Origin of the sequence: Micromonospora sp. LH3U1, assembly GCF_028475105.1 — a bacterium.
GTDB lineage: Bacteria > Actinomycetota > Actinomycetes > Mycobacteriales > Micromonosporaceae > Micromonospora.
In genome coordinates, this window is sequence record NZ_CP116936.1 from 1,173,417 (window position 1) to 1,190,999 (window position 17,583).

21 protein-coding genes are annotated in these 17,583 nt (G+C 69.9%); 10 read left to right on the forward strand and 11 right to left on the reverse strand.

Annotation, left to right across the window (positions count from 1 at the left end):
• Nucleotides 1–7 precede the first annotated feature (7 nt).
• The 4 genes from PCA76_RS05435 to PCA76_RS05450 are packed head-to-tail and all read left to right on the forward strand — an operon-like array spanning nucleotide 8 to nucleotide 1,828.
• Complete coding sequence (locus PCA76_RS05435; protein ID WP_272615736.1) at nucleotides 8–235, forward strand: hypothetical protein; 228 nt, start codon at nucleotides 8–10, stop codon at nucleotides 233–235.
• Complete coding sequence (locus tag PCA76_RS05440; RefSeq protein ID WP_272615737.1) at nucleotides 232–522, forward strand: hypothetical protein; 291 nt, start codon at nucleotides 232–234, stop codon at nucleotides 520–522. The genes PCA76_RS05435 and PCA76_RS05440 overlap by 4 nt, the downstream gene beginning before the upstream one ends.
• A complete protein-coding gene (locus PCA76_RS05445) occupies nucleotides 519–1,583 on the forward strand; it encodes an FAD-binding oxidoreductase (protein WP_272615738.1) in 1,065 nt (354 codons plus the stop codon). Before PCA76_RS05440 ends, PCA76_RS05445 begins: the two co-directional genes overlap by 4 nt.
• Nucleotides 1,580–1,828 carry a DivIVA domain-containing protein gene (locus PCA76_RS05450; RefSeq protein WP_272615739.1) on the forward strand — a complete coding sequence of 83 codons (249 nt, stop codon included), beginning with the start codon at nucleotides 1,580–1,582 and terminating at the stop codon, nucleotides 1,826–1,828. The genes PCA76_RS05445 and PCA76_RS05450 overlap by 4 nt, the downstream gene beginning before the upstream one ends.
• A gap of 230 nt (nucleotides 1,829–2,058) precedes the next feature.
• Here the strand turns inward: PCA76_RS05450 and PCA76_RS05455 are convergent, their stop codons facing one another.
• Together PCA76_RS05455 and PCA76_RS32745 are read right to left on the reverse strand one after the other, a co-directional pair.
• On the reverse strand, nucleotides 2,059–2,859 hold the full coding sequence (locus PCA76_RS05455) for an HNH endonuclease (protein WP_272615740.1): 801 nt from the start codon (nucleotides 2,857–2,859) through the stop codon (nucleotides 2,059–2,061).
• The gene (locus PCA76_RS32745; RefSeq protein ID WP_442930202.1) at nucleotides 2,856–3,701 is read right to left on the reverse strand and encodes an 8-oxoguanine DNA glycosylase OGG fold protein; all 846 of its coding nucleotides are present in this window, start codon (nucleotides 3,699–3,701) and stop codon (nucleotides 2,856–2,858) included. The genes PCA76_RS05455 and PCA76_RS32745 overlap by 4 nt, the downstream gene beginning before the upstream one ends.
• 287 nt (nucleotides 3,702–3,988) lie before the next feature.
• Between PCA76_RS32745 and PCA76_RS05460 the strand changes: the two genes are divergently transcribed.
• Nucleotides 3,989–4,387, forward strand: a complete 399-nt coding sequence (locus PCA76_RS05460; protein WP_272615742.1) for a GIY-YIG nuclease family protein — start codon at nucleotides 3,989–3,991, stop codon at nucleotides 4,385–4,387.
• A gap of 47 nt (nucleotides 4,388–4,434) precedes the next feature.
• On the opposite strand, the gene PCA76_RS05465 is transcribed toward PCA76_RS05460, so the two are convergent.
• Nucleotides 4,435–5,319 carry a fibronectin type III domain-containing protein gene (locus tag PCA76_RS05465; RefSeq protein ID WP_272615743.1) on the reverse strand — a complete coding sequence of 295 codons (885 nt, stop codon included), beginning with the start codon at nucleotides 5,317–5,319 and terminating at the stop codon, nucleotides 4,435–4,437.
• Between the two features lie 207 nt (nucleotides 5,320–5,526).
• Between PCA76_RS05465 and PCA76_RS05470 the strand changes: the two genes are divergently transcribed.
• Nucleotides 5,527–6,432, forward strand: a complete 906-nt coding sequence (locus PCA76_RS05470; protein WP_272615744.1) for a hypothetical protein — start codon at nucleotides 5,527–5,529, stop codon at nucleotides 6,430–6,432.
• Nucleotides 6,433–6,542: 110 nt separating this feature from the next.
• Here the strand turns inward: PCA76_RS05470 and PCA76_RS05475 are convergent, their stop codons facing one another.
• Nucleotides 6,543–7,385: a DUF1963 domain-containing protein gene (locus tag PCA76_RS05475; RefSeq protein ID WP_272615745.1), complete on the reverse strand. Its 843-nt coding sequence runs from the start codon at nucleotides 7,383–7,385 to the stop codon at nucleotides 6,543–6,545.
• Nucleotides 7,386–7,589: 204 nt separating this feature from the next.
• Between PCA76_RS05475 and PCA76_RS05480 the strand changes: the two genes are divergently transcribed.
• Complete coding sequence (locus tag PCA76_RS05480; protein ID WP_272615746.1) at nucleotides 7,590–8,216, forward strand: 8-oxoguanine DNA glycosylase OGG fold protein; 627 nt, start codon at nucleotides 7,590–7,592, stop codon at nucleotides 8,214–8,216.
• Nucleotides 8,217–8,221: 5 nt separating this feature from the next.
• On the opposite strand, the gene PCA76_RS05485 is transcribed toward PCA76_RS05480, so the two are convergent.
• Complete coding sequence (locus PCA76_RS05485; protein ID WP_272615747.1) at nucleotides 8,222–8,590, reverse strand: DUF4180 domain-containing protein; 369 nt, start codon at nucleotides 8,588–8,590, stop codon at nucleotides 8,222–8,224.
• A complete protein-coding gene (locus tag PCA76_RS05490) occupies nucleotides 8,583–9,035 on the reverse strand; it encodes a helix-turn-helix domain-containing protein (RefSeq protein WP_272615748.1) in 453 nt (150 codons plus the stop codon). Before PCA76_RS05490 ends, PCA76_RS05485 begins: the two co-directional genes overlap by 8 nt.
• Before the next feature lie 112 nt (nucleotides 9,036–9,147).
• Between PCA76_RS05490 and PCA76_RS05495 the strand changes: the two genes are divergently transcribed.
• Both PCA76_RS05495 and PCA76_RS32750 read left to right on the forward strand, forming a co-directional pair.
• Nucleotides 9,148–12,054 (forward strand): ATP-binding protein, encoded by a 2,907-nt coding sequence (locus tag PCA76_RS05495; protein WP_442930203.1) that lies wholly within the window; start codon nucleotides 9,148–9,150, stop codon nucleotides 12,052–12,054.
• The gene (locus PCA76_RS32750) at nucleotides 12,006–12,494 is read left to right on the forward strand and encodes a hypothetical protein (RefSeq protein WP_442930204.1); all 489 of its coding nucleotides are present in this window, start codon (nucleotides 12,006–12,008) and stop codon (nucleotides 12,492–12,494) included. The genes PCA76_RS05495 and PCA76_RS32750 overlap by 49 nt, the downstream gene beginning before the upstream one ends.
• A 47-nt stretch (nucleotides 12,495–12,541) precedes the next feature.
• On the opposite strand, the gene PCA76_RS05500 is transcribed toward PCA76_RS32750, so the two are convergent.
• Together PCA76_RS05500 and PCA76_RS05505 are read right to left on the reverse strand one after the other, a co-directional pair.
• A complete protein-coding gene (locus PCA76_RS05500; protein ID WP_272615749.1) occupies nucleotides 12,542–13,510 on the reverse strand; it encodes an alpha/beta hydrolase in 969 nt (322 codons plus the stop codon).
• Nucleotides 13,511–13,559: 49 nt separating this feature from the next.
• Entirely contained in the window at nucleotides 13,560–13,865 is a 306-nt protein-coding gene (locus PCA76_RS05505; protein WP_141908034.1) for a putative quinol monooxygenase, read from the reverse strand.
• 157 nt (nucleotides 13,866–14,022) lie between these two features.
• Between PCA76_RS05505 and PCA76_RS05510 the strand changes: the two genes are divergently transcribed.
• Nucleotides 14,023–14,928, forward strand: coding sequence for an AraC family transcriptional regulator (locus tag PCA76_RS05510; RefSeq protein ID WP_272615751.1), 906 nt, complete (start codon nucleotides 14,023–14,025; stop codon nucleotides 14,926–14,928).
• An 82-nt stretch (nucleotides 14,929–15,010) separates the two neighbouring features.
• On the opposite strand, the gene PCA76_RS05515 is transcribed toward PCA76_RS05510, so the two are convergent.
• Genes PCA76_RS05515 through PCA76_RS05525 form a run of 3 tightly spaced genes read right to left on the reverse strand, consistent with a single transcriptional unit; the run spans nucleotide 15,011 to nucleotide 17,458 of the window.
• Nucleotides 15,011–15,868 (reverse strand): ABC transporter permease, encoded by an 858-nt coding sequence (locus tag PCA76_RS05515; protein WP_272615752.1) that lies wholly within the window; start codon nucleotides 15,866–15,868, stop codon nucleotides 15,011–15,013.
• Complete coding sequence (locus tag PCA76_RS05520) at nucleotides 15,865–16,878, reverse strand: ATP-binding cassette domain-containing protein (protein ID WP_272615753.1); 1,014 nt, start codon at nucleotides 16,876–16,878, stop codon at nucleotides 15,865–15,867. The genes PCA76_RS05515 and PCA76_RS05520 overlap by 4 nt, the downstream gene beginning before the upstream one ends.
• Before the next feature lie 25 nt (nucleotides 16,879–16,903).
• Nucleotides 16,904–17,458, reverse strand: a complete 555-nt coding sequence (locus tag PCA76_RS05525) for an NADPH-dependent FMN reductase (RefSeq protein ID WP_272615754.1) — start codon at nucleotides 17,456–17,458, stop codon at nucleotides 16,904–16,906.
• Nucleotides 17,459–17,583 lie beyond the last annotated feature (125 nt).

Below are 17,583 nucleotides of genomic sequence, written 5' to 3' on the forward strand. Positions count from 1 at the left end.
AGCCGGCATGCCCACCCTGATCGACGATTTCCCGGTCCTCACGCCCGTCACCGACGAGGACCTGTCCATTGCACTGCGAGCGGTCACCATCCACGTTCCCGAGCGGTGGCCGCAGGGCGAGTTGTGCCGCAGTGAACGCGTCCCGTACCCGTGTCGTCTCGTCCGCTGGGGCCGGGCCACCATCGAGGCCGCCGGTTTCAGCGAAGCGCAGCTCACTCAAGGCGCAGCGGGATGACGCCGAGCGAGGCGGTCGCCCGTTGGCTGCGCCTGGTGGTGGCGGATGCGGAGCTGTCGCCGTACCTCATCGGGGTTGATTTGGGTCGGCTCTCCGCGCACCTCATCGCGAGCCTGGCCAACGCGCTCGGCGGAGAGGCAACGCCAGACGCCGGCTGGGGCGGTCTGGGGTTGTCGGAGGCGCAGCACCGGAGGGTCGTCGACTACCTGGTGGGGGTGCTGTGGGCGGCCGAGCTGCCGGAGGCCCGCATTGCCCAGGCGAGGCGGGCGTTCGAGGTGCCCACGTGAACCTGGCCACCGCCTGGGCGTCGGTCGACGACCGGGCCGCCGGCGACTTCTGGTGCACTCTCGAAGACCGCCGACCCGGGCTGCTCCCGCACCGCGACGCGCCGCTGTTCTTCACCGCGCTGGGCCGCCTCATGGTCGGCGGTGACGACCCGGCGAGCCGGGCGGCGCTGCTCATGGTGCTCGGCCGCGCGTACCGTCATTTCGACCTGCTCCCGCACTCCACCACCATCGGCGGCGCGCTGCTCGCCACCGTGGCCCGCCATGCACACCCACTGTGGACGCCGCAGCTCGCCATCGCGGGGGAGCGCGCCCTGTGCCGCGCCGCGCGCACCGTGCGTCACGCCGCCGCCCAGGTCGGCGACGGCCCGGCCTGGTGGCACGTCCAGGTGATCGGCCACGAACGGCCGTCGCCCGACATCGCGATCCTGACGGTACGTCCCTGGCGGCGACTGCCCTACCAGCCAGGCCAAGCCGTGCCGGTCTGCACACCGCGCCTGCCGGGGCACTGGCGTTGGCTATCGCCAGCCAACGCCCCACGCGCGGACGGCACCGTCGAGCTGCACGTCCGCGCCGTACCCGCCGGCGCCGTCTCCCACCGCCTGGTCCATGAGGTACGCCCCGGCGAGCTGCTCTGGCTCGGCCCACCCGGCAACGTTGGCCTGAGCTTCGACCCAGCACGCGCGAACGATCTGCTGCTCGTCGCCGGTGGCACCGGCCTGGCGCCGCTGCGCGCCCTCGTCGAACGGGTCGCCGCCGCACCGGACGGCCGGCGGGTGACGCTGGTCGTCGGCGCGCGCACCTTCACCGACCTGTACGACTCGATCGCTCTCGACAAGCTGCAATGCGCCCACGACTGGCTGACCATCGTGCCGGCCTTCTCCGACGACCCCTGCGCCGAGCCGGCCGAACAGGGTGACGCCCTGACCATCGCGCTTCAGCACCACACCGGCACCGAGGAGGTGTCCGTCTGCGGGCCGCCGCAGATGCTCGCTGGCGCGCGGCTTCGGCTGCTCGCCGCCGGGGTGCCCGCCGACCGCATCCACCTCCCCACGACGCTATGACGGTCTACCGCAGCCGCAACGCGCTGGCCGGTCCGTTCACCCCGAGCAGCGTCCACGATGTGGCGCTTCCGCGTACCCGGCTCGGCCAGCGGGGCTACCAGCCCGACGACGTGCACGCGCTTCTGGACCGGCTCGCCTTCGAGCTGGGGGAGCGGTCCCGTCAACTCCACCAGGCGCACGCCGAGAACGACCGGATTAAAAACGCCCTTCGCGCCTGGCAGACCGACCGCGTCGCCGGTTGCTAGACGGCCACCTGCTGGGACCTTGGATGCGGCAAATTATCGACCCCGGATTAAGTCCCGCAGAACTGACCCCCGGGCGGCATTCGCGGCTGGCACGGCGCTCTTTGGTGAGTAGTTCGCGCCGTTGGCGGTGCCGTAGGAGTCGCCGGTGAGGGCGAGGGCTTTGACGTGATGGACCAGCTAGCCGATCATCGCGGCGTCGTCAGAGAACGTCTCGCCCATCGCCGAACGGATCAGCGACGGGCGCCATCTCGATGGGCGCGTAGCTTCTCTTTGTCCGGCCAGTCCGCGCGGTTAATTGGTCGCTGGAGTTCCTTTCCATCGAGGTCCTTGTAGTGCCGTGAAATCAGCGCTGACGAGGTGCGAATTCGGTAGTTTCCGTCGATCCAAATCAGGCCTTTATCGAAGATGTTGTGCACGTCTGCGCGAAGTAGCATGCCATTGGTCACATCGTTGTTCCTGCCGCTGTACGGCTCGATGTGTGCGGCTTGCAACGCGTCCTCCGCATCGCAGCCCGTCACGGCGCATCTGCCGTCGTAGGCCTCGATCAGCTTAGCGCGGAAGTCTTGCTGTCCCTGCCGGACGCGTACCTGAGCGAACCGCAGCAACTGCTCGGCCGGCAGGCCCTTCGGCGCGGGTGCGCCGACCTCACCAAGCCAGTCCAATAACCGGTCGATGTCGCTGGGATCGATTCGTTGGGGAGCGCGTGGAGGCCGCGCCTGAAGTCTGGGTGGCGTGCCCCGGACGATCAGCTTGGTTACCGGAATGTCCCAGCTGATCTGCACACACCATCGCTCGATATCCTGGCTCCACTGCGGGTAGTCCTCTGTCACACCCACGGCGACGATGCGCGACAAAGGCCTGACGGCGTAAACCCAGATCCGGTCCCCTGCCCCGATCGCCTTTTCGCTGTTGCCGAGATACCAGTTGTCAGTTGCGCCAGCTCGAAGACTGCGGAAGTAGTCTAGGAGGAGCACCTCATCACCCCATTTGGCAGGGTCTCTTTCGTTGACCGGATAAATGAAGTCGGTCACGAGACGCTCCCTTTATTCGTCAGCCACGTATGGAAGCACGGTTCAGTAGTCCATGAGTGTGACGTGCGGGCGCGGGGACGCGGGCGGTCAAAGAGCAACCACTCGACCTTCTCTGGGTCGACCCAGCGCGTGTGGGGTGCCCCGCTGACTGTCGCGCTCACCCGGTGTAGGAGGTCCACATAGTCGCGGTAGCCGGACGAATCTTTCCGCCACACCCGATTCACGCCGGAGTCAGGGATGATGGCAAGAGTTCCGTTGACCCTAGAGTCGGAAATCAACGCCCGGTGCTCGGGCGTAGGGCTCGCCAACGACGCGGCCCAGAACCACTTTGTGGAGTACGGCTCCTGCGTACCCTTGAGAGCGAACTGTTCGTACGCCCCAATGAGGTCGCCGTCTACGACGGCCCGCGCGGTCGACCGAAGTGCTCCCAGGCACCGTGGGTCTGCGAGACCTTGGGCTGTCTGTATTGGGCCAAAACGTGTCGGCGACCCCCACATCCGGACCGCGACCCACAGCCGGATGAGATCTCGGTCCGCGAAACTATTGGCAACCATGGCAGCGGCCCATTGCTGGAGCGTTGCACGGCAGACACTGGCTCGGCCGGGCGCGCCGGTTGCCTGTTGCAAGTCAGTTAGCACTGACAGTGCCGCCACAGCGACATCCGAATCTAGCTGACCGACATAGCCGGCGCGGCCAGTACCGCCGTCCGTAAGCCAAGGGCGCCAGGTAGCTTGGCGAATGTGGAAGCAGCGCCGAAGGGGTTCTGCTCCGGTCACCTGAGCGGCGTGGACTGGGTGCTCGTTCAGATAGTCGGCGACAAGACGGGCAAGCTGATCATGCATTGAATTCCTCGGTGTCAACGGACGGCGGCGTTGGGTGGGCTGTCCGGTTGTTGGCGTGGGTGCCGGTGCCTGCGGCGGTCGTCATCGAAACAGTCGCTTGCTCCCCGGCTGCTCCGGAAGGTGCACTGACGATATTGCGGGTGACGACCAATGTCGCTCGGCTAATCGCTCGTCCAAAGTCGAACCTTCGTACTACTGCCAGGGCCGACGACACCCCGCCACACGGGGGCGACTTTGCGGACGGAGGGACGATGTATCGGGGGAGCACCCATCGGTAACGTGCGGGCATGCCCGACACGGTCTTCGACCCACTTGCCGGTTTCACACCGGCCCGGCGGTACACGATGGAGAGCGTCGTCGAAGCTCCCCGCACCCCCGGCACGCACGTCGTGCTAGAAGGCGACGTTGTCGTCTATGTGGGCCGCACCAGAAACCTGCGTCAGCGCCTCCGGCAGCACCTGAGCGGCAGCCGGGCCTCTTCCGTTCTGCACGAGCAGGTCGGTCAGCTCCTCGACCGTCCCGGCAGTGGCGCGTCAACGGCCGACATCGCCAGTTGGCTAGGGCGCTGTGAGGTTCGCTGGCAGGAGATTGACAACCCTGAGAGTGTGAAGGAAGTCTTGGTCCTGGCGTTGCGCCCGCGCTTCAACCGAATCGTGCCTAAGGTCGGCACCGCTTCGCTGGGCTGAGCGTCGTCCCCGTCGAGGCGGCCCAGGGCGCCATGGCGGTTGGCGCGTCAGGTGTTCGTGTCGCCGAACTCGCGTACCCCGTCGACGTCCAGCGTGATCCGCCCGTTCTCGGTCCACTGCCCGGTGGCGGCGAGCCAGCTCGGGTCGTCGCGTTCGTCGATGTCACTCCAACTGTGCCGGTGGTGGCGTAGCTGGATCGGCCCGGTCGACGCGCCAGGTTCGAGCACCCCGTTGGTGAAGGTCAGCTCCACCCAGCCGGGGGCCGCGGTGCCCGGGATCGGGTAGCCCGGCGGCGCCGGCGTCGTCAACCCGGGCGGCCCGCCCGGTGGGATGAAGAACTGCACGGTTTGCCGGATCCGGTCGCAGCCCAGTGCGGCCCAGTCGCAGTTCGGCACCAGCGAGGTGTTGCCGCCCTCGAAGCGCAGGTGGTAGCGCACCCGCACCGCGCTCAGGTCGAGCGGCCCGGTGCCGGTGTTGGTGACCCGGAGGACGTGCTGAATCTGGTTGTTCGTCGGGGCCCAGTCGAGATTGAGGTAGCTGACCGTTGCGCGTCCGCTGGCGGTGCGCACGGTGGTGGCAGGCGAGCTGTCGGAGTAGCCGCCGAGCGCGCGGGCGGCAACCGCGATCCGGTACGTCGTGCCGGGTGCGAGGTCGGTCAGCGTGATCGTGGTGTCGAGCGTGGTGCCGAGCCAGCGGTACGTGTTGGGGCCCAGCGGCGCCTGCACCTCATAGTTGATCGGCTGCTCGGCGGCCGGATCGCCGATCCAGGTGGAGGGTGCCCAACTGAGGGTGAGCTGGTGTGGTTCGTTGGCCACCACCGTTGGGCTTCCGGGGGTGCTGATTGCCGGGCCGTCGGCGCTTGCGGCGTTGACGGCGAGCAGGCTCGCCAGCGCGGCGAGGGCGACGACGGCGGTGACACGGCGAGCACGCATAGTGCGAATGCTAGGGGCGCGCACTCGAAAATAATAGCCAGCTATCAATATGTGGGCTAAGATCCGCGCCCGTGGTCCGCTACACGACGTAGTCGGTTTGGAGATAATGCCTGGTCAGGTGACTACCTACCGTCAACCCGTCATCAGGAACGGCCTTGGAGTCGGCGTCGTAACACCCGCCGCTCGGGCCTCAGACGGGAGATATATATGCGTACCAAGAATCAAGCCCGACGGTTCGGTGCACGAGCGTCCGTACTCGCGCTCGGTCTCGTCGCGACCGGAGCGGTGATCGCCCCGGCGAGCCCGGCGTCCGCCGCGGTCCCCGGCCTCGTGCGGGTCGCCGCCACCAGCGTCAGCAACTCGACCGACTTCCACAGCGTCACCGCGACGTGCCCGGCCGGGAAGGTGCTGACCGGCACCGGCTACGAGTTGAACGGCGTCACCGGCGAGGGCATCGTCGACGACCTGCGCCCCAACGGCGGCCCGGCCGCCCCGCCGAACGCCGTCACCGTTGGCGCCTACGAGACGGAGGCGTTCGCGGGCAACTGGTCGGTGACGGCGTACGCCATCTGCGCCAACCCGCTGCCCGGCCTCGTGCGGGTCTCCACGGTCAGCGTCAGCGACTCGGCCGACTTCCACTCCACCACGGCCACCTGTCCGGTCGGCAAGGTGCTGACCGGTACGGGCTACGAACTGAACGGCGTCACCGGCGAGGGTGTCGTCGACGACTTCCGCCCCAACGGCGGCGTCGCCGCGGCACCAACCTCGATCACCGTCGGCGCGTACGAGTCGGACGCGACGGCCCTGAGCTGGTCCGCGACCGCGTACGCGATCTGCGCGAACCCGCTGCCGGGCCTGGTGCGAGCCTCCACGGTGGGCGTCAGCAACTCACTCGACTTCCGCAGCGTCGTCGCGAACTGCCCCGTCGGGAAGGTGCTGACCGGCGCCGGCTACGAGCTGAACGGGGTGACCGGCGAGGGCATCGTCGACGACTTCCGGCCCAACGGCGGCCCCGCCACCGCTCCGACGTCCGCCGCGTCCGGCGCGTACGAGGAGGACGCTTTCGCCGGCAACTGGTCCGACACGGCGTACGCCATCTGCGCCACCGCGTAACCGCCAGGTCGTCCGACGTGGCCACCCCGCAGCGCCCGGGGTGGCCACGTCGCGTCGCTACCCGCGGCCGGTCGGCCCCGACAGACCGTTCCGTCCGCGCCCGTCCTGCCTCACGGATTCCAGTAGACGAGGACCCTGGCCTGGTCGAAGCGTCGCTCCTTCAGGTCGGCACGCTGGATCACCCAGTGGATGCTCGCGCCGCCCTGTCTGCCGCCGTGGAACTCGGCCAGCACAACCCAGTCACCATGGTCGGGTGGCCCATCAACCCCTCGCACTGACCCGCCCTGGCCGGACCGGCCCGAGCCGGTGGCCGCCAACCACGCGGGGTTGAAACCGTTGCATTCAGTGCCGTAGCCGCCCAACAGCAGCGGCGACTTCCAGCCTCCAGAGGAGAACGGGCCGTCCGGCGCCTTATCCAGGACTTCCTTCCACACCTCGGTCATCTCTTCGAACGGGGGATCTCCCGGCAGCGGCGGAGACCACGGGGGCCCCGGGATCGTCTTGACGTAGGGCAGAGAGATGTCGACAGTGAGGTGCAGATCGCCCTGCGGGATCTCGTAATAGACCTCTGCGTACTCGTCGTCGTCCGGAGGGAAGTCAGGCGGATACTGCGCTCGCTCCTCGACCGCCACGTCTGCCGGCACATACCTCACCTCGCCCCAGCCGTGTTCTTCGGGCCAGCCGAACAGCAGCAGTTGGCCGTCGGACGGTAGTGGAAGGTCGGTCACGTCTGCCGGAAGAGCAGCGCAGTCGATGGTGGCGATCAAGGGATACTCGGGGTCCTCGGCATCGGCCGGAAGCATCACGGGCCCACGGATGGCGCCCACGACCGGCCCGTCACCCTCCTGTGTCAGGAAGGCAGACGGGCGGGCGAGCTCCAGCCAGCGCTCCACGTCGTCAGCGGGGATGCCGCGGCGCAGCGCCTCGGCGCGGACCTGATCGATGATCTTCACGTTTCGGGGAAGCACGGGAGCACCGTAGATCAACCGTGCGACGTTCTCGATCCCGCCAGTTGCGGTGTCGCTGTTGGCTGCCCAGTAGGCAGGCGCCCATGCAGTCGATACCGCGATTTGCCGTCGGCGGGCTGCATGGGAAAGCGCCCGACCATAGCGTCCGAACCAGGGAGTTCCGCGAGCGCGCGATCTGGGGAGGCGACCATGCAGACGACCGAAGGTCTGGTGTTACCGGGTGAGCGGGCCCCGGTCACCGTGAACATCGACCGGTGGCGGGCGGGGCTGCCGCCGGACGCGTGGCCCGACACCCTTCCGGCGAGCGGCGAGATCTGGCGACGCGACGTCTTCGCGGTGGCCGACGCATACCGGGCCGGCTCCGCGAGCGCGCGGCAACTGCTGGCCGCCGTGCTGATCTGGGGTTACGGACCCATCGGGTACGGCCCGTGGCGCGCCACCAGGTCGCTCGGCGCCGATCCGGACGGCAAACGCCTGGCGTACGCGCTGAAGGACCCAGTGTCCGACGAGGACGGGCTGCGTACGGCGTACCGCCGCTTCGGCGACCCCGACCATGCCCGCCTGCCGTGGTTGGGGCCGGGCTTGTTCACGAAGGTCCTCTACTTCGCCGGCTATCAACGAGGGGTGGGTGGTGTGCAGCCTCTGATCCTCGACCGTGTCGTGGCCAGCCGTCTCCCCGCTGAGGCCGGCGTCGGCCGCCGAAACGGGTGGTCATCCGAGGAGTGGCTGGCCTATCTGCGCTGGGCAGCCGAGCAGGCCCAGGCCAGGGGTGTGGAGGCGGACACGGTGGAGATGATGGTCGTCCGCGACGACTGAAGCGGCTAGGACGCAGCGCGCAGGCGGGTGTCGAGCGCGTCGAGGTCGGGGACGAACCAAATCTGCCCGCCCTGGTTCGACTCGTGCACCAGGGCGCGCAACGCGGAACTCTCCGCGAGCTGCGCCGAGATGTCGCCGACGACGGCCAGCCGTAGCCGGTAGTTGACGAACTTCTGCATCACGTCGCCGGCGAAGCGGGTGCCCAGTGAGAAGAAGCGCTCGTCAAGCCGGCTGGCCGGCATGGCCACCACCTGGGCGCCGAGGAACGCCGCCCCGATCAGGTCCAGCGCGTCCTGCTCGGTGGCGACCGGTGGGCCGGCCGGGTCGCAGACCAGCACCTGCACCCCGGCGCGTTCCTGGATCTCGTCAGGCATCGTGGACCTCCCGGTCGAGCAGGCCGTTGTCGGCGTTGAGGACGGCGTCGAGCAGGTGCAGCAGCTCAGCGGTGGCGGCAGGGTCGCCCAAAATAATGATCTTCATGCGGTGGCGTTCCTCGTCGTGCACCGTCTGCACCCGCAGCGGGTGGGCCTGGTCATGGCCGGTGTTGGCGCTGGCGAGCATGAGCGTGCCGAGCCGGTCGGCGGCGGCCCGGTCGACGCCGTCGATCTGCACGATGCTCGACACCTCCGCGTGCCCACTGACGCGGGTGGCGGCTGGAGTCTGACCGGTGAGTGCGTCGAGATCGTTGGCGGCGATCCGGTACTGCTTGCCGATCCGCACGGCTCTCAGTCGGCCGGAGCGGATGTAGCCGCGCACCGTACGCACGTGTAGCCCCAGCCGGTCGGCGACCTGCTCGACCGAGTACATGTCTTCCTTCATCGCTCCCTAACCTACCCTGATAGGGAAGCTTGCGGAAGGATAGGGTCTGAATCGACCGCCGCTCGGATAACTCGCTCGCGGTGTCGGAGGGGTCCAGTACCGTCTGGAAACCATGGACGCGCGGCGCGGCGACGCCATCATCGGGCGGGATCACCCCGCAGGTCTGCTGCGCGTTGAGATGGACCGGGCGACCACCAGCCACGGGGGTCTCGCCCTGGTCACCGGCGAGCCCGGCATCGGCAAGACGACCCTCGTCACGGCGGCGGCGCGGGAGGCCCGGCAGCGCGGTGCGCTGGTGCTCGGCGCGGCCTGCTGGGATTCCGACAGCGCCCCCGGCTACTGGCCGTGGGTGCAGGTGCTGCGCGGCCTGCGGCGCTCCGCAGACGACTGGGCGGTGGCGCGGCAGTCGGCCGAGCCGGCCCTCGCGGTCCTGCTCGGTGAGTCCGACACCAGCGGCGATCAGGCCAACCGCACCGCCAGCTGGGCCGGCGTCGACACGGGCGGGGACGTCGCCGACCGTGAGGCGTTCGCGCTGTACGACGCGGTGACCGCCGCGCTGGTCGCGGTCTCCCAGCACCGGCCGGTCGTGGTCGTCCTCGACGACCTGCACTGGGCCGACCCGGCCTCACTGCGGTTGCTGAGTTTCACCGCCCAGCACGCCTGGTTCGAGCGGTTACTACTGATCGGCACCTACCGCGACGCCGAGGTCGAGTCGGGTGAGCACCCGTTGCGCCCACTACTGATGCCGCTGGTCGCGAAGGCCACCACGATCACCCTCACCGGCCTCTCCCGCGACGAGGTGGCCGCACTGATGGCACGGACCGCCGGGCGGGAGCCCGACGCCGGCCTGGTCGACGAGGTGCACCGGCGTACCGGCGGCAACCCGTTCTTCATCGAGCAGACCGCCCGGCTGTGGCTCGCCGACGACGCGGCCGGCACCATCGCACCCGGCGTACGGGAAGCGGTCCGGCGTCGTCTGGCCCAGTTGCCCTCGGCCGTGGTCGAGGCGCTCACCGTCGCCTCCGTGCTGGGTCGCGGGTTTCACCGCCAGGTCCTCGCCGCGTGTGTGGCCGCCCCGGTGGCACAGGTCGACCGGCTGCTCGACCGGGCGGTGACCGCCCGGCTGATGGTCGCCCGGGGCGGCGGCCGGTTCGCGTTCGCCCACGACCTGGTCCGGGAGACGCTCTACGACGGCCTGACCGACGACGACCGGCATGCCCGGCACGGCGCGGTCGTGCGGGCGGTCGACGACCTGCAGGAGCTCACCGACCTGCTGGTCCCGGCCGACCTCGCCCGCCACGCGTACCTGGCCGGCCCCACGCTCGCCCGGGCCCGGGTGGCCACGCTGCTGGTCGCCGCCGGGCGGGACGCGTTCGGCCGGTTGGCCGCCGACGAGGGGGCGGTGCACTTTCGCCGGGCGCTGGAGGTCGTCGACGACCGCGAGCAACGGGTGCGGATGCTCGTCGAGTTCGGCGAGGCGCAATACCACCACGCCGGCCGGGACGAGGCCACGGCGCTGCTCAGCGAGGCCGGCGTGCTGGCTCGCACACTCGACGACCCGGTGCTGCTGGCCCGCGTCGCGCTCATCGTCAACCGCGCCCGCCAGGTGGAGACCGTCCACTCGATCGAGGCGGCGGAGCTGGTGCGTGAGGCGTACCGGCGGCTGATCGGCCAACCGGACGCCGACGCGTCGGTCGGCACGCTGGTCGCCGACCTGATCACCGCAACCGAGACGATCGCCCGTCGTGGGCAGGACGACGAGGCGCTCACCTTCAGCCTCTGGGCCCGCCACGACACCACCTGGGGCCTGGGCACCGCAGCGGCCCGTGCCGCGCTGACCGCCGAGATCCGGGACGTGGCCCGCCGGACGTCAGACCGGGAGACCGAGCTGTGGGCCACCTCGCTGCGCTGGGTGGCGTTGCTGGAGTTGGGCGACCCCGGCTTCATCGAGGAGTTCACCACCTTCGTCAACGCGGACCGGCAGGGCGACCTCACCCGGCACCAGATCTCGGCGACCGTCGACAGCGGGATCATCGCCGCTTTCCGGGGTGACTTCGACGAGGCCGACGAGCGGTTCACCAGCCTCACCGACGTCGCCGACCCGAGCCATGCCGAGTTCGGGTTCATGGGCCATCACCTGCGCTGGTCCCGACTGCTGCTCCAGGGCCGGTTCACCGAGGTCGACACCCTGCTGGACGGGCTGACACCGGTCGACTACCCCTACCACGAGTTGCTGCGGGCGATCACCGCGGCAGAGCGTGGCGACGACGCGACGGCGATCCGGTTGACCGCCGGCATCGAGGCCGCCAACATCCGGTACCCCCGTCCGGTGTCGCCGCTCTGGCTGCGGTTGCGCGCGCAGGTCGCCGCCGCCTCCCACGACCCGCAGCGCTGCGACGCCGCTCGGGCCGCGCTCGCCCCACACCGTGGAGAGTGGACGGTCGCGCTGTTCGGCTGCGACATCAGTGGCCCCGTCGACCACTGGCTCGCGTTGATCGACGCCGCCCAGGAACGCTGGGACGACGCCATCGCCGGGTTCACGGCGGCCCGCGACACCGCCGACCGGCTGGGCTCCCGCCCCTGGTCGCTCCTCGCCCGCGCCGGCCTGGCGAATGCCCTCGCTGGCCGCGGCCACCCGGACGACGCCGCGACGGTGGCCGCGCTGCGCGCCACCACCGCCCAGCAAGCAACCGCCCTCGGCATGACGCAGGTGCTCCACCGGCTCACCGCCTCCATCCCCCCGACGCCGCCGCACACCAGGCCGTCGGGCCGAGCCCGGCCGGCGGGTCGGGCCAGCTCGTCGGGCCGAGCCCGGCCGGCGTGCCAGACCAGGTCGTCGGGCCGGGCAGGGCGGCCGGGCCAGGCCAGGTCGCCGCGCCCAGCCAGGTCGCGGTGGTCGCGCCGGCAACCGAGGGGTACGAGTTTCGGCGCGACGGGCCGGTCTGGCAACTCGCGTACGACGGTGTCGTGGTGCACCTGCCCGACGCCAAGGGCCTGCACGACCTGCATCTGCTGTTGAGCCGGCCGGGCAGCGACGTGCCTTCGGTCGAGCTGCTCGACCCGGCCGCCGGCCCGGAGCTGGTGGCCGCCCGAAGGATGGGTGCCGACCCGGTCCTCGACGACGAGGCGAAGGCCCGCTACCGGCGGCACCTGGCACGCCTCGACGAGGAAATCGACCGGGCTGCCGCGCGCGACGACGACCGGAAGGTGTCCACCCTGGACGCCGAGCGGGGTGCGCTGCTCGACGAGCTGCGCGCGGCAGCGGGGCTGGCCGGCCGCACCCGCCGCCTGGGCGACGAGGCGGAACGGGCCCGCAAGACGGTGACCGCCCGGATCCGGGACACGCTGCGCAAGCTCGACGAGCGGCACCCGGCCCTGGCCAGCCACCTGCGCGACTCCGTCTCGACCGGCAGCACGTGCCGCTACCTGCCACCCGAGCCGCTGCCCTGGCGGCTCTGAACCCACGGCCGGCGCGACGGCTGGTCAGCGCCGGCCGTGGGTTCGGCTCAGTCCTTGAGATCGGGGCTGGGGTCCAGGACCCGGGCGAGCCAGCCGGTCTGGGCGCGCCGTGCCGCGGCTGACACGCGGACCTGGGGGAACAGCGCCGAGAGTCCGTGGAAGCCGCCGGCCCACAGGTGCAACTCGGCCTGGCCACCGGCGGCCCAGATCCGGGTCGCGTAGCTGACGTCCTCGTCGCGAAAGACCTCGGCGGTCCCGGCGTCGATGTACGTGGTTGGCAGACCGGACAGGTCGGCCGCCAGCGCGGGTGAGACGTACGCGGAGACGTTCTGGTCGGTGTGCTCGCCGAGGACGCTGCGCCACCCGAACTCGTTCATCTCCCGGGTCCACACGCCGTCCAGCCCGCTGTACTGACGGCTGGAGATGGTGTCGTTGCGGTGGTCGAGCATGGGGCACGACAGCAACTGGGCGGCGATGGTCGGGGTGTTGCGGTCGCGAGCCATGAGCGTGACTCCTGCCGCCAGGCCACCTCCGGCGCTGGCACCGGCTACGACGATGCGGGCCGGGTCGATGCCGAGGTCCACGGCGTTCTCGGCGACCCAGAGCAGGCCCTGGTAGCAGTCGTCGACCAGGGTCGTACCGGTTGCCTCCGGGGCCAGCCGGTAATCCACGGTGATCACGACGGCGCCGAACCGGTCGAGCCATTCCAGCGGGACATCGATGTTCGAGAAGCGGTCGCCCCACATCATTCCGCCGCCGTGGATCCAGTAGACGCAGGGCGCGCCGGCGGCACGATCGGTGGGACTGAGGATGGACAGCGGGATCGGCGTTCCGTCACCGGCGGGAACGGTGACCTCGCGCCGCTCGACCGCCCGGCCTTCCAGGTGGGTCTCGATCGGCGGTTGGGGGAAGTGGCGCAGTAGTTCGATCACCTCGGGGCCGAGGGGCGGCATCGGCGGCAGCTCGGCCAGGGGGACGAGCAACTCGGGGTCGATGCCCGGTCGGGGGGAGTTCATCAGGATCCTTTCGCTGATACGGGTAGGGGTGACGGGTGTGGTCGCCGGGTCAGAAGGTCGCCTTGCCGCCGACCGGCACCGCGTCGGTGTACGCCGAGTCGCCGGCCAGCAGCGGCTGAAGCTTCGCGACCAGGGCCTGCGCCTGCTCGCCAGCGAAGAACGCGCTGTGCGCCTCGGCGCTGGTCCAGCCTTCGATGACGTGGACGACGTCGCGGTCGGACGCCGAGCGGGACACCAGGAAGACGAGGCAGTCGTCGTGCGGCAGGGACGGCGCGTCGAGCAACAACTGGATCAGCTCGTCCGCCTTTCCCGGCTGGGCGGTCATGGTGGCCTGGAACCCGTGGTGAACAGACATGCTGGAGACTCCTCATCGTCGAGCTGCGCTGCGCTCTCTGGGAAACTGACACTCCAATGGAAGCACTGCCACCAGCAGAATCGTTAGACAGATGCTCGCTGTCCCTTGCCTGATCCTCTCGTTGTAGCGAGGATCGGTCCTGTGGTTCAATCGGGTCGTGGACCTCGACGAGCTGCGGGCGTTGCTGGCCCGTCACGCCCGACCGGACATGAGCACCGCCATCGACGGGGTGCTGATCTCGAAGGTCGAACAGCAGACGGCACCGACCACGTCGATGTCGGGCACCGTGCTGGCACTCATCGCTCAAGGCGCCAAACAGATGGCGCTGGGCGACCGCGTGTACGAGTACCGGGCCGGCCAGTACCTTGTCGCGTCGGTCGACCTGCCGGTCACCGGCCGCTTCACCCAGGCAAGCGACGACGCGCCGGCTCTGGGGTTCGGGTTGGTGCTACACCCGGCCATGGTCGCGGAGTTGCTGCTGCAGGCGGCGCCGGGCGACCTCCCGCCCCTGGCCGGGCCGACGCCGTCGGGGATGGTGGTCAGCGACGCTCCCGACGAGCTCGGCGACGCGGTGATCCGACTGCTTCGGCTGCTGGACCGGCCCCGGGACGTCACGGTGCTCGCACCTCTGATCAAGCGGGAGATCCTGTGGCTGCTGCTCAGCGGGGAGCAGGGGGCGGCCGTACGGCAGCTCGGTCTGGCCGACAGCAGCCTCAGTCACATCGCCCGGGCGGTCCGGTGGATCCGCGACCACTATGCGCAGCCGTTCCGGGTGGAGGATCTGGCGCGGCTGACCGGGATGAGCGTGTCGGCGTTCTATCGCAACTTCCAGGCGGTGACCGCCATGAGCCCGATCCAGTTCCAGAAGCAGATCCGGTTGCAGGAGGCGCGGCTCCTGCTCGCCACGCACCCCAACGACATCACCGGGGTGGGCATCCGGGTCGGCTACGAGAGCCCGTCGCAGTTCAGCCGCGAATATCGTCGCCAGTTCGGCGCGCCTCCCAGCCAGGACGCCACCCGCCTGCGCGGCACGATCCGAGCCGAGGTGCCGGCGGTCATCTGACCGGCGGCGTTCACCCGAGCGTCCAGACGAGAGCCGACGGGCGCCGCCACCGCTGTGGCGGCGCCCGTCGCTCGGATCAGGGTCAGCGGCGGTTGTACCTGTACATGGTCAGCGACCCGAAGACGAGCACGAATCCCGCGCTCCACAGCAGCAACCACATGGTGGCCGACGGGTCGGACTCGCCGCTCATCGCGCCGCGGATCGCGGCCACCAGCTGCGTCACCGGGTTGACCTTCACGAACGCCTGGAGCCAGCCGGGCATGGTGCTCGGCTCGACGAACACGTTGCTCAGGAACGTCAGCGGGAACAGCACCATCATGCTGACCCCCATCACCGACTTCTCACTGCGCAGGATCAGCCCGAAGAACGTCCACACCCAGGAGAACGCGAACGAGAAGACCACCAACAGCCCGATCCCGGCGGCAACGCCGACCACCCCGCCCTCGGGCCGGAACCCGAGCACCAGCCCCAGGCCCAGGATCACCAGGGCGGCGAGGATGTAGCGCAGCACGTCGCCGAAGATCATGCCGACCAGGGCGGCCGGGCGCCAGACGGGCAGCGTCCGGAACCGGTCGAAGATGCCCTTCTCGATGTCGGTGTTGAGGCCGACACCGGTGTACATGGTGATCATCACGACGCTGGTCACCATGATGCCGGGCAGGAAGAACTGCAGGTATTCACGCGGGCTGCCGGCGAGGGCGCCGCCGAACAGGTACGTGAACATCAGCACCATGATGATCGGGAACGCCGTCACGTCGAAGAGCTGCTCCGGCACGTGCTTGATCTTCAACATGGCCCGCCAGCCGAAGGTGAGCGACGCGCCCAGCGCGCTCGGTCGAGGCGGTCGGGCACCGGGCGCGAGAACGGTCGCCAGCGCCTCGGCGGACGGGACGTAGACGGACGGCGCCCGTTCGGTCGTGGTGGTCGTGACGTTGCTCATCGGGCTGCCTCCAGCTCGTCGTCGCGCTCGTCGGCCGGCACGGCGGGGTGATCGGTCAGAGCCAGGAAGACCTCGTCCAGGCTCGGCTGACCGAGGGAGAAGTTGTCGACGACGATGCCGGCACGGGCCAGGTCGCCGAGCGCGCGAGCGGCCTGGGCGCTGGCGTCGAGGTCGGTGCCGGCCTCACCGACCCGGGCGGTCAATGCCACCGGATCGGCGGCGAGCTGCACCGGCACGTCGAGCGCCTCCCGGAGCACCTTCTCCGCCTCGGGCCGCTGACCAGGATCACGCAGTCGCAGGTGGACGGTGCCGGAGCCGACCGACGACTTCAGCTCGCCCGGGGTGCCCTCCGCGATCACCCGGCCGTGGTCGACGACCGCGATCCGCCCGGCGAGCTGGTCGGCCTCGTCGAGGTACTGCGTGGTCAGCAGCACCGTCGTGCCGTGCGACACCACGGCCCGGACGATCTCCCACACCTGGTTGCGACTGCGTGGGTCGAGACCGGTCGTCGGCTCGTCGAGGAAGAGCAGGTCGGGGGTGTTGAGGATGCTGGCGGCGATGTCGATGCGCCGACGCATCCCACCCGAGTACTTCTTCACCTGGCGGTCGCTCGCCTCGGTCAGACCGAACGCGGCGAGCAGGGCGGCGGCCCGTTCACGGGCGGCCGGCTTGCGCAGGCCGAGCAGGCGGGCGAGGAGCACCAGGTTCTCCGTACCGGTCAGGTCCTCGTCGACCGAGGCGTACTGGCCGGTGAGGCTGACCCGGGACCGGACCTTGTCGGCCTCGGTGACCACGTCGTGCCCGAAGACCCGCGCCGAGCCACCGTCGGGGCGCAGCAACGTCGCGAGCACCCGGACGGCGGTGGTCTTGCCCGCCCCGTTCGGGCCGAGTAGGCCGTAGACGGTGCCGGCGGGCACCTGGAGGTCGATGCCGGCCAGCGCCCGGGTCTCCCCGAACGAGCGGGTGAGCCCCTCGGCCTCGATGGCCAGGCCGGTGGTGCGTCTACTCATGATCCTTACCTTCCGTCAGACGAATTCAGGAGACGTACGGTCGAGCCGCCCGGGCGTCGCGCAGGGCCAGACCCCACCAGCGGAGCTGGTCGAGCAGGACGCTGGCGTCCCGGCGCAGCTCGTCGGTGCACTGCGGTGTCGGCTCGCCGGCGAGCAGGTCGATCCCGACGACGTCGCGCACCGTCATCGCGTGCAGCGCGGTGAAGACGGTGCGCAGCTGGTGGACCGCGTGCAGGCCGGTGGAACGACAGCCGTACGACACGAAGCCGACCGGTTTGGCCTGCCACTCGTCGTACGCGTAGTCGATGGCTTGTTTCAAGGGTGCCGGGAAGCTGTGGTTGTACTCGGGGGTGACCACGACGAACGCGTCCGCCCGGCCCACCTCACGCACGAACGCCCGGATGGACGCGGTCGGCTCGGCGGGATAGCTGGCCGGGAAGTCGTACTCGGTCAGGTCAACGACCGTCACCGCCAGGTCGTCGTGCCGCGCGGCCTGATCGATGAACCAGCCGGCGACGCGGTCGCCGACCCGCCCCTCCCGGGTGCTGCCGATGATCACGGCGATCCTGAGCGGTGTCATCATCCCCCCTCCCGAGCTGTCGGTTCCACCCATCAGGCGCGAGGAAGCGGCGAGCCGCCCGCTAGATCCGATCTAGCGGGCGGCGTTTCGAGGTGGAATGTCAGAGGGGTCGGCTTGACTGGGGT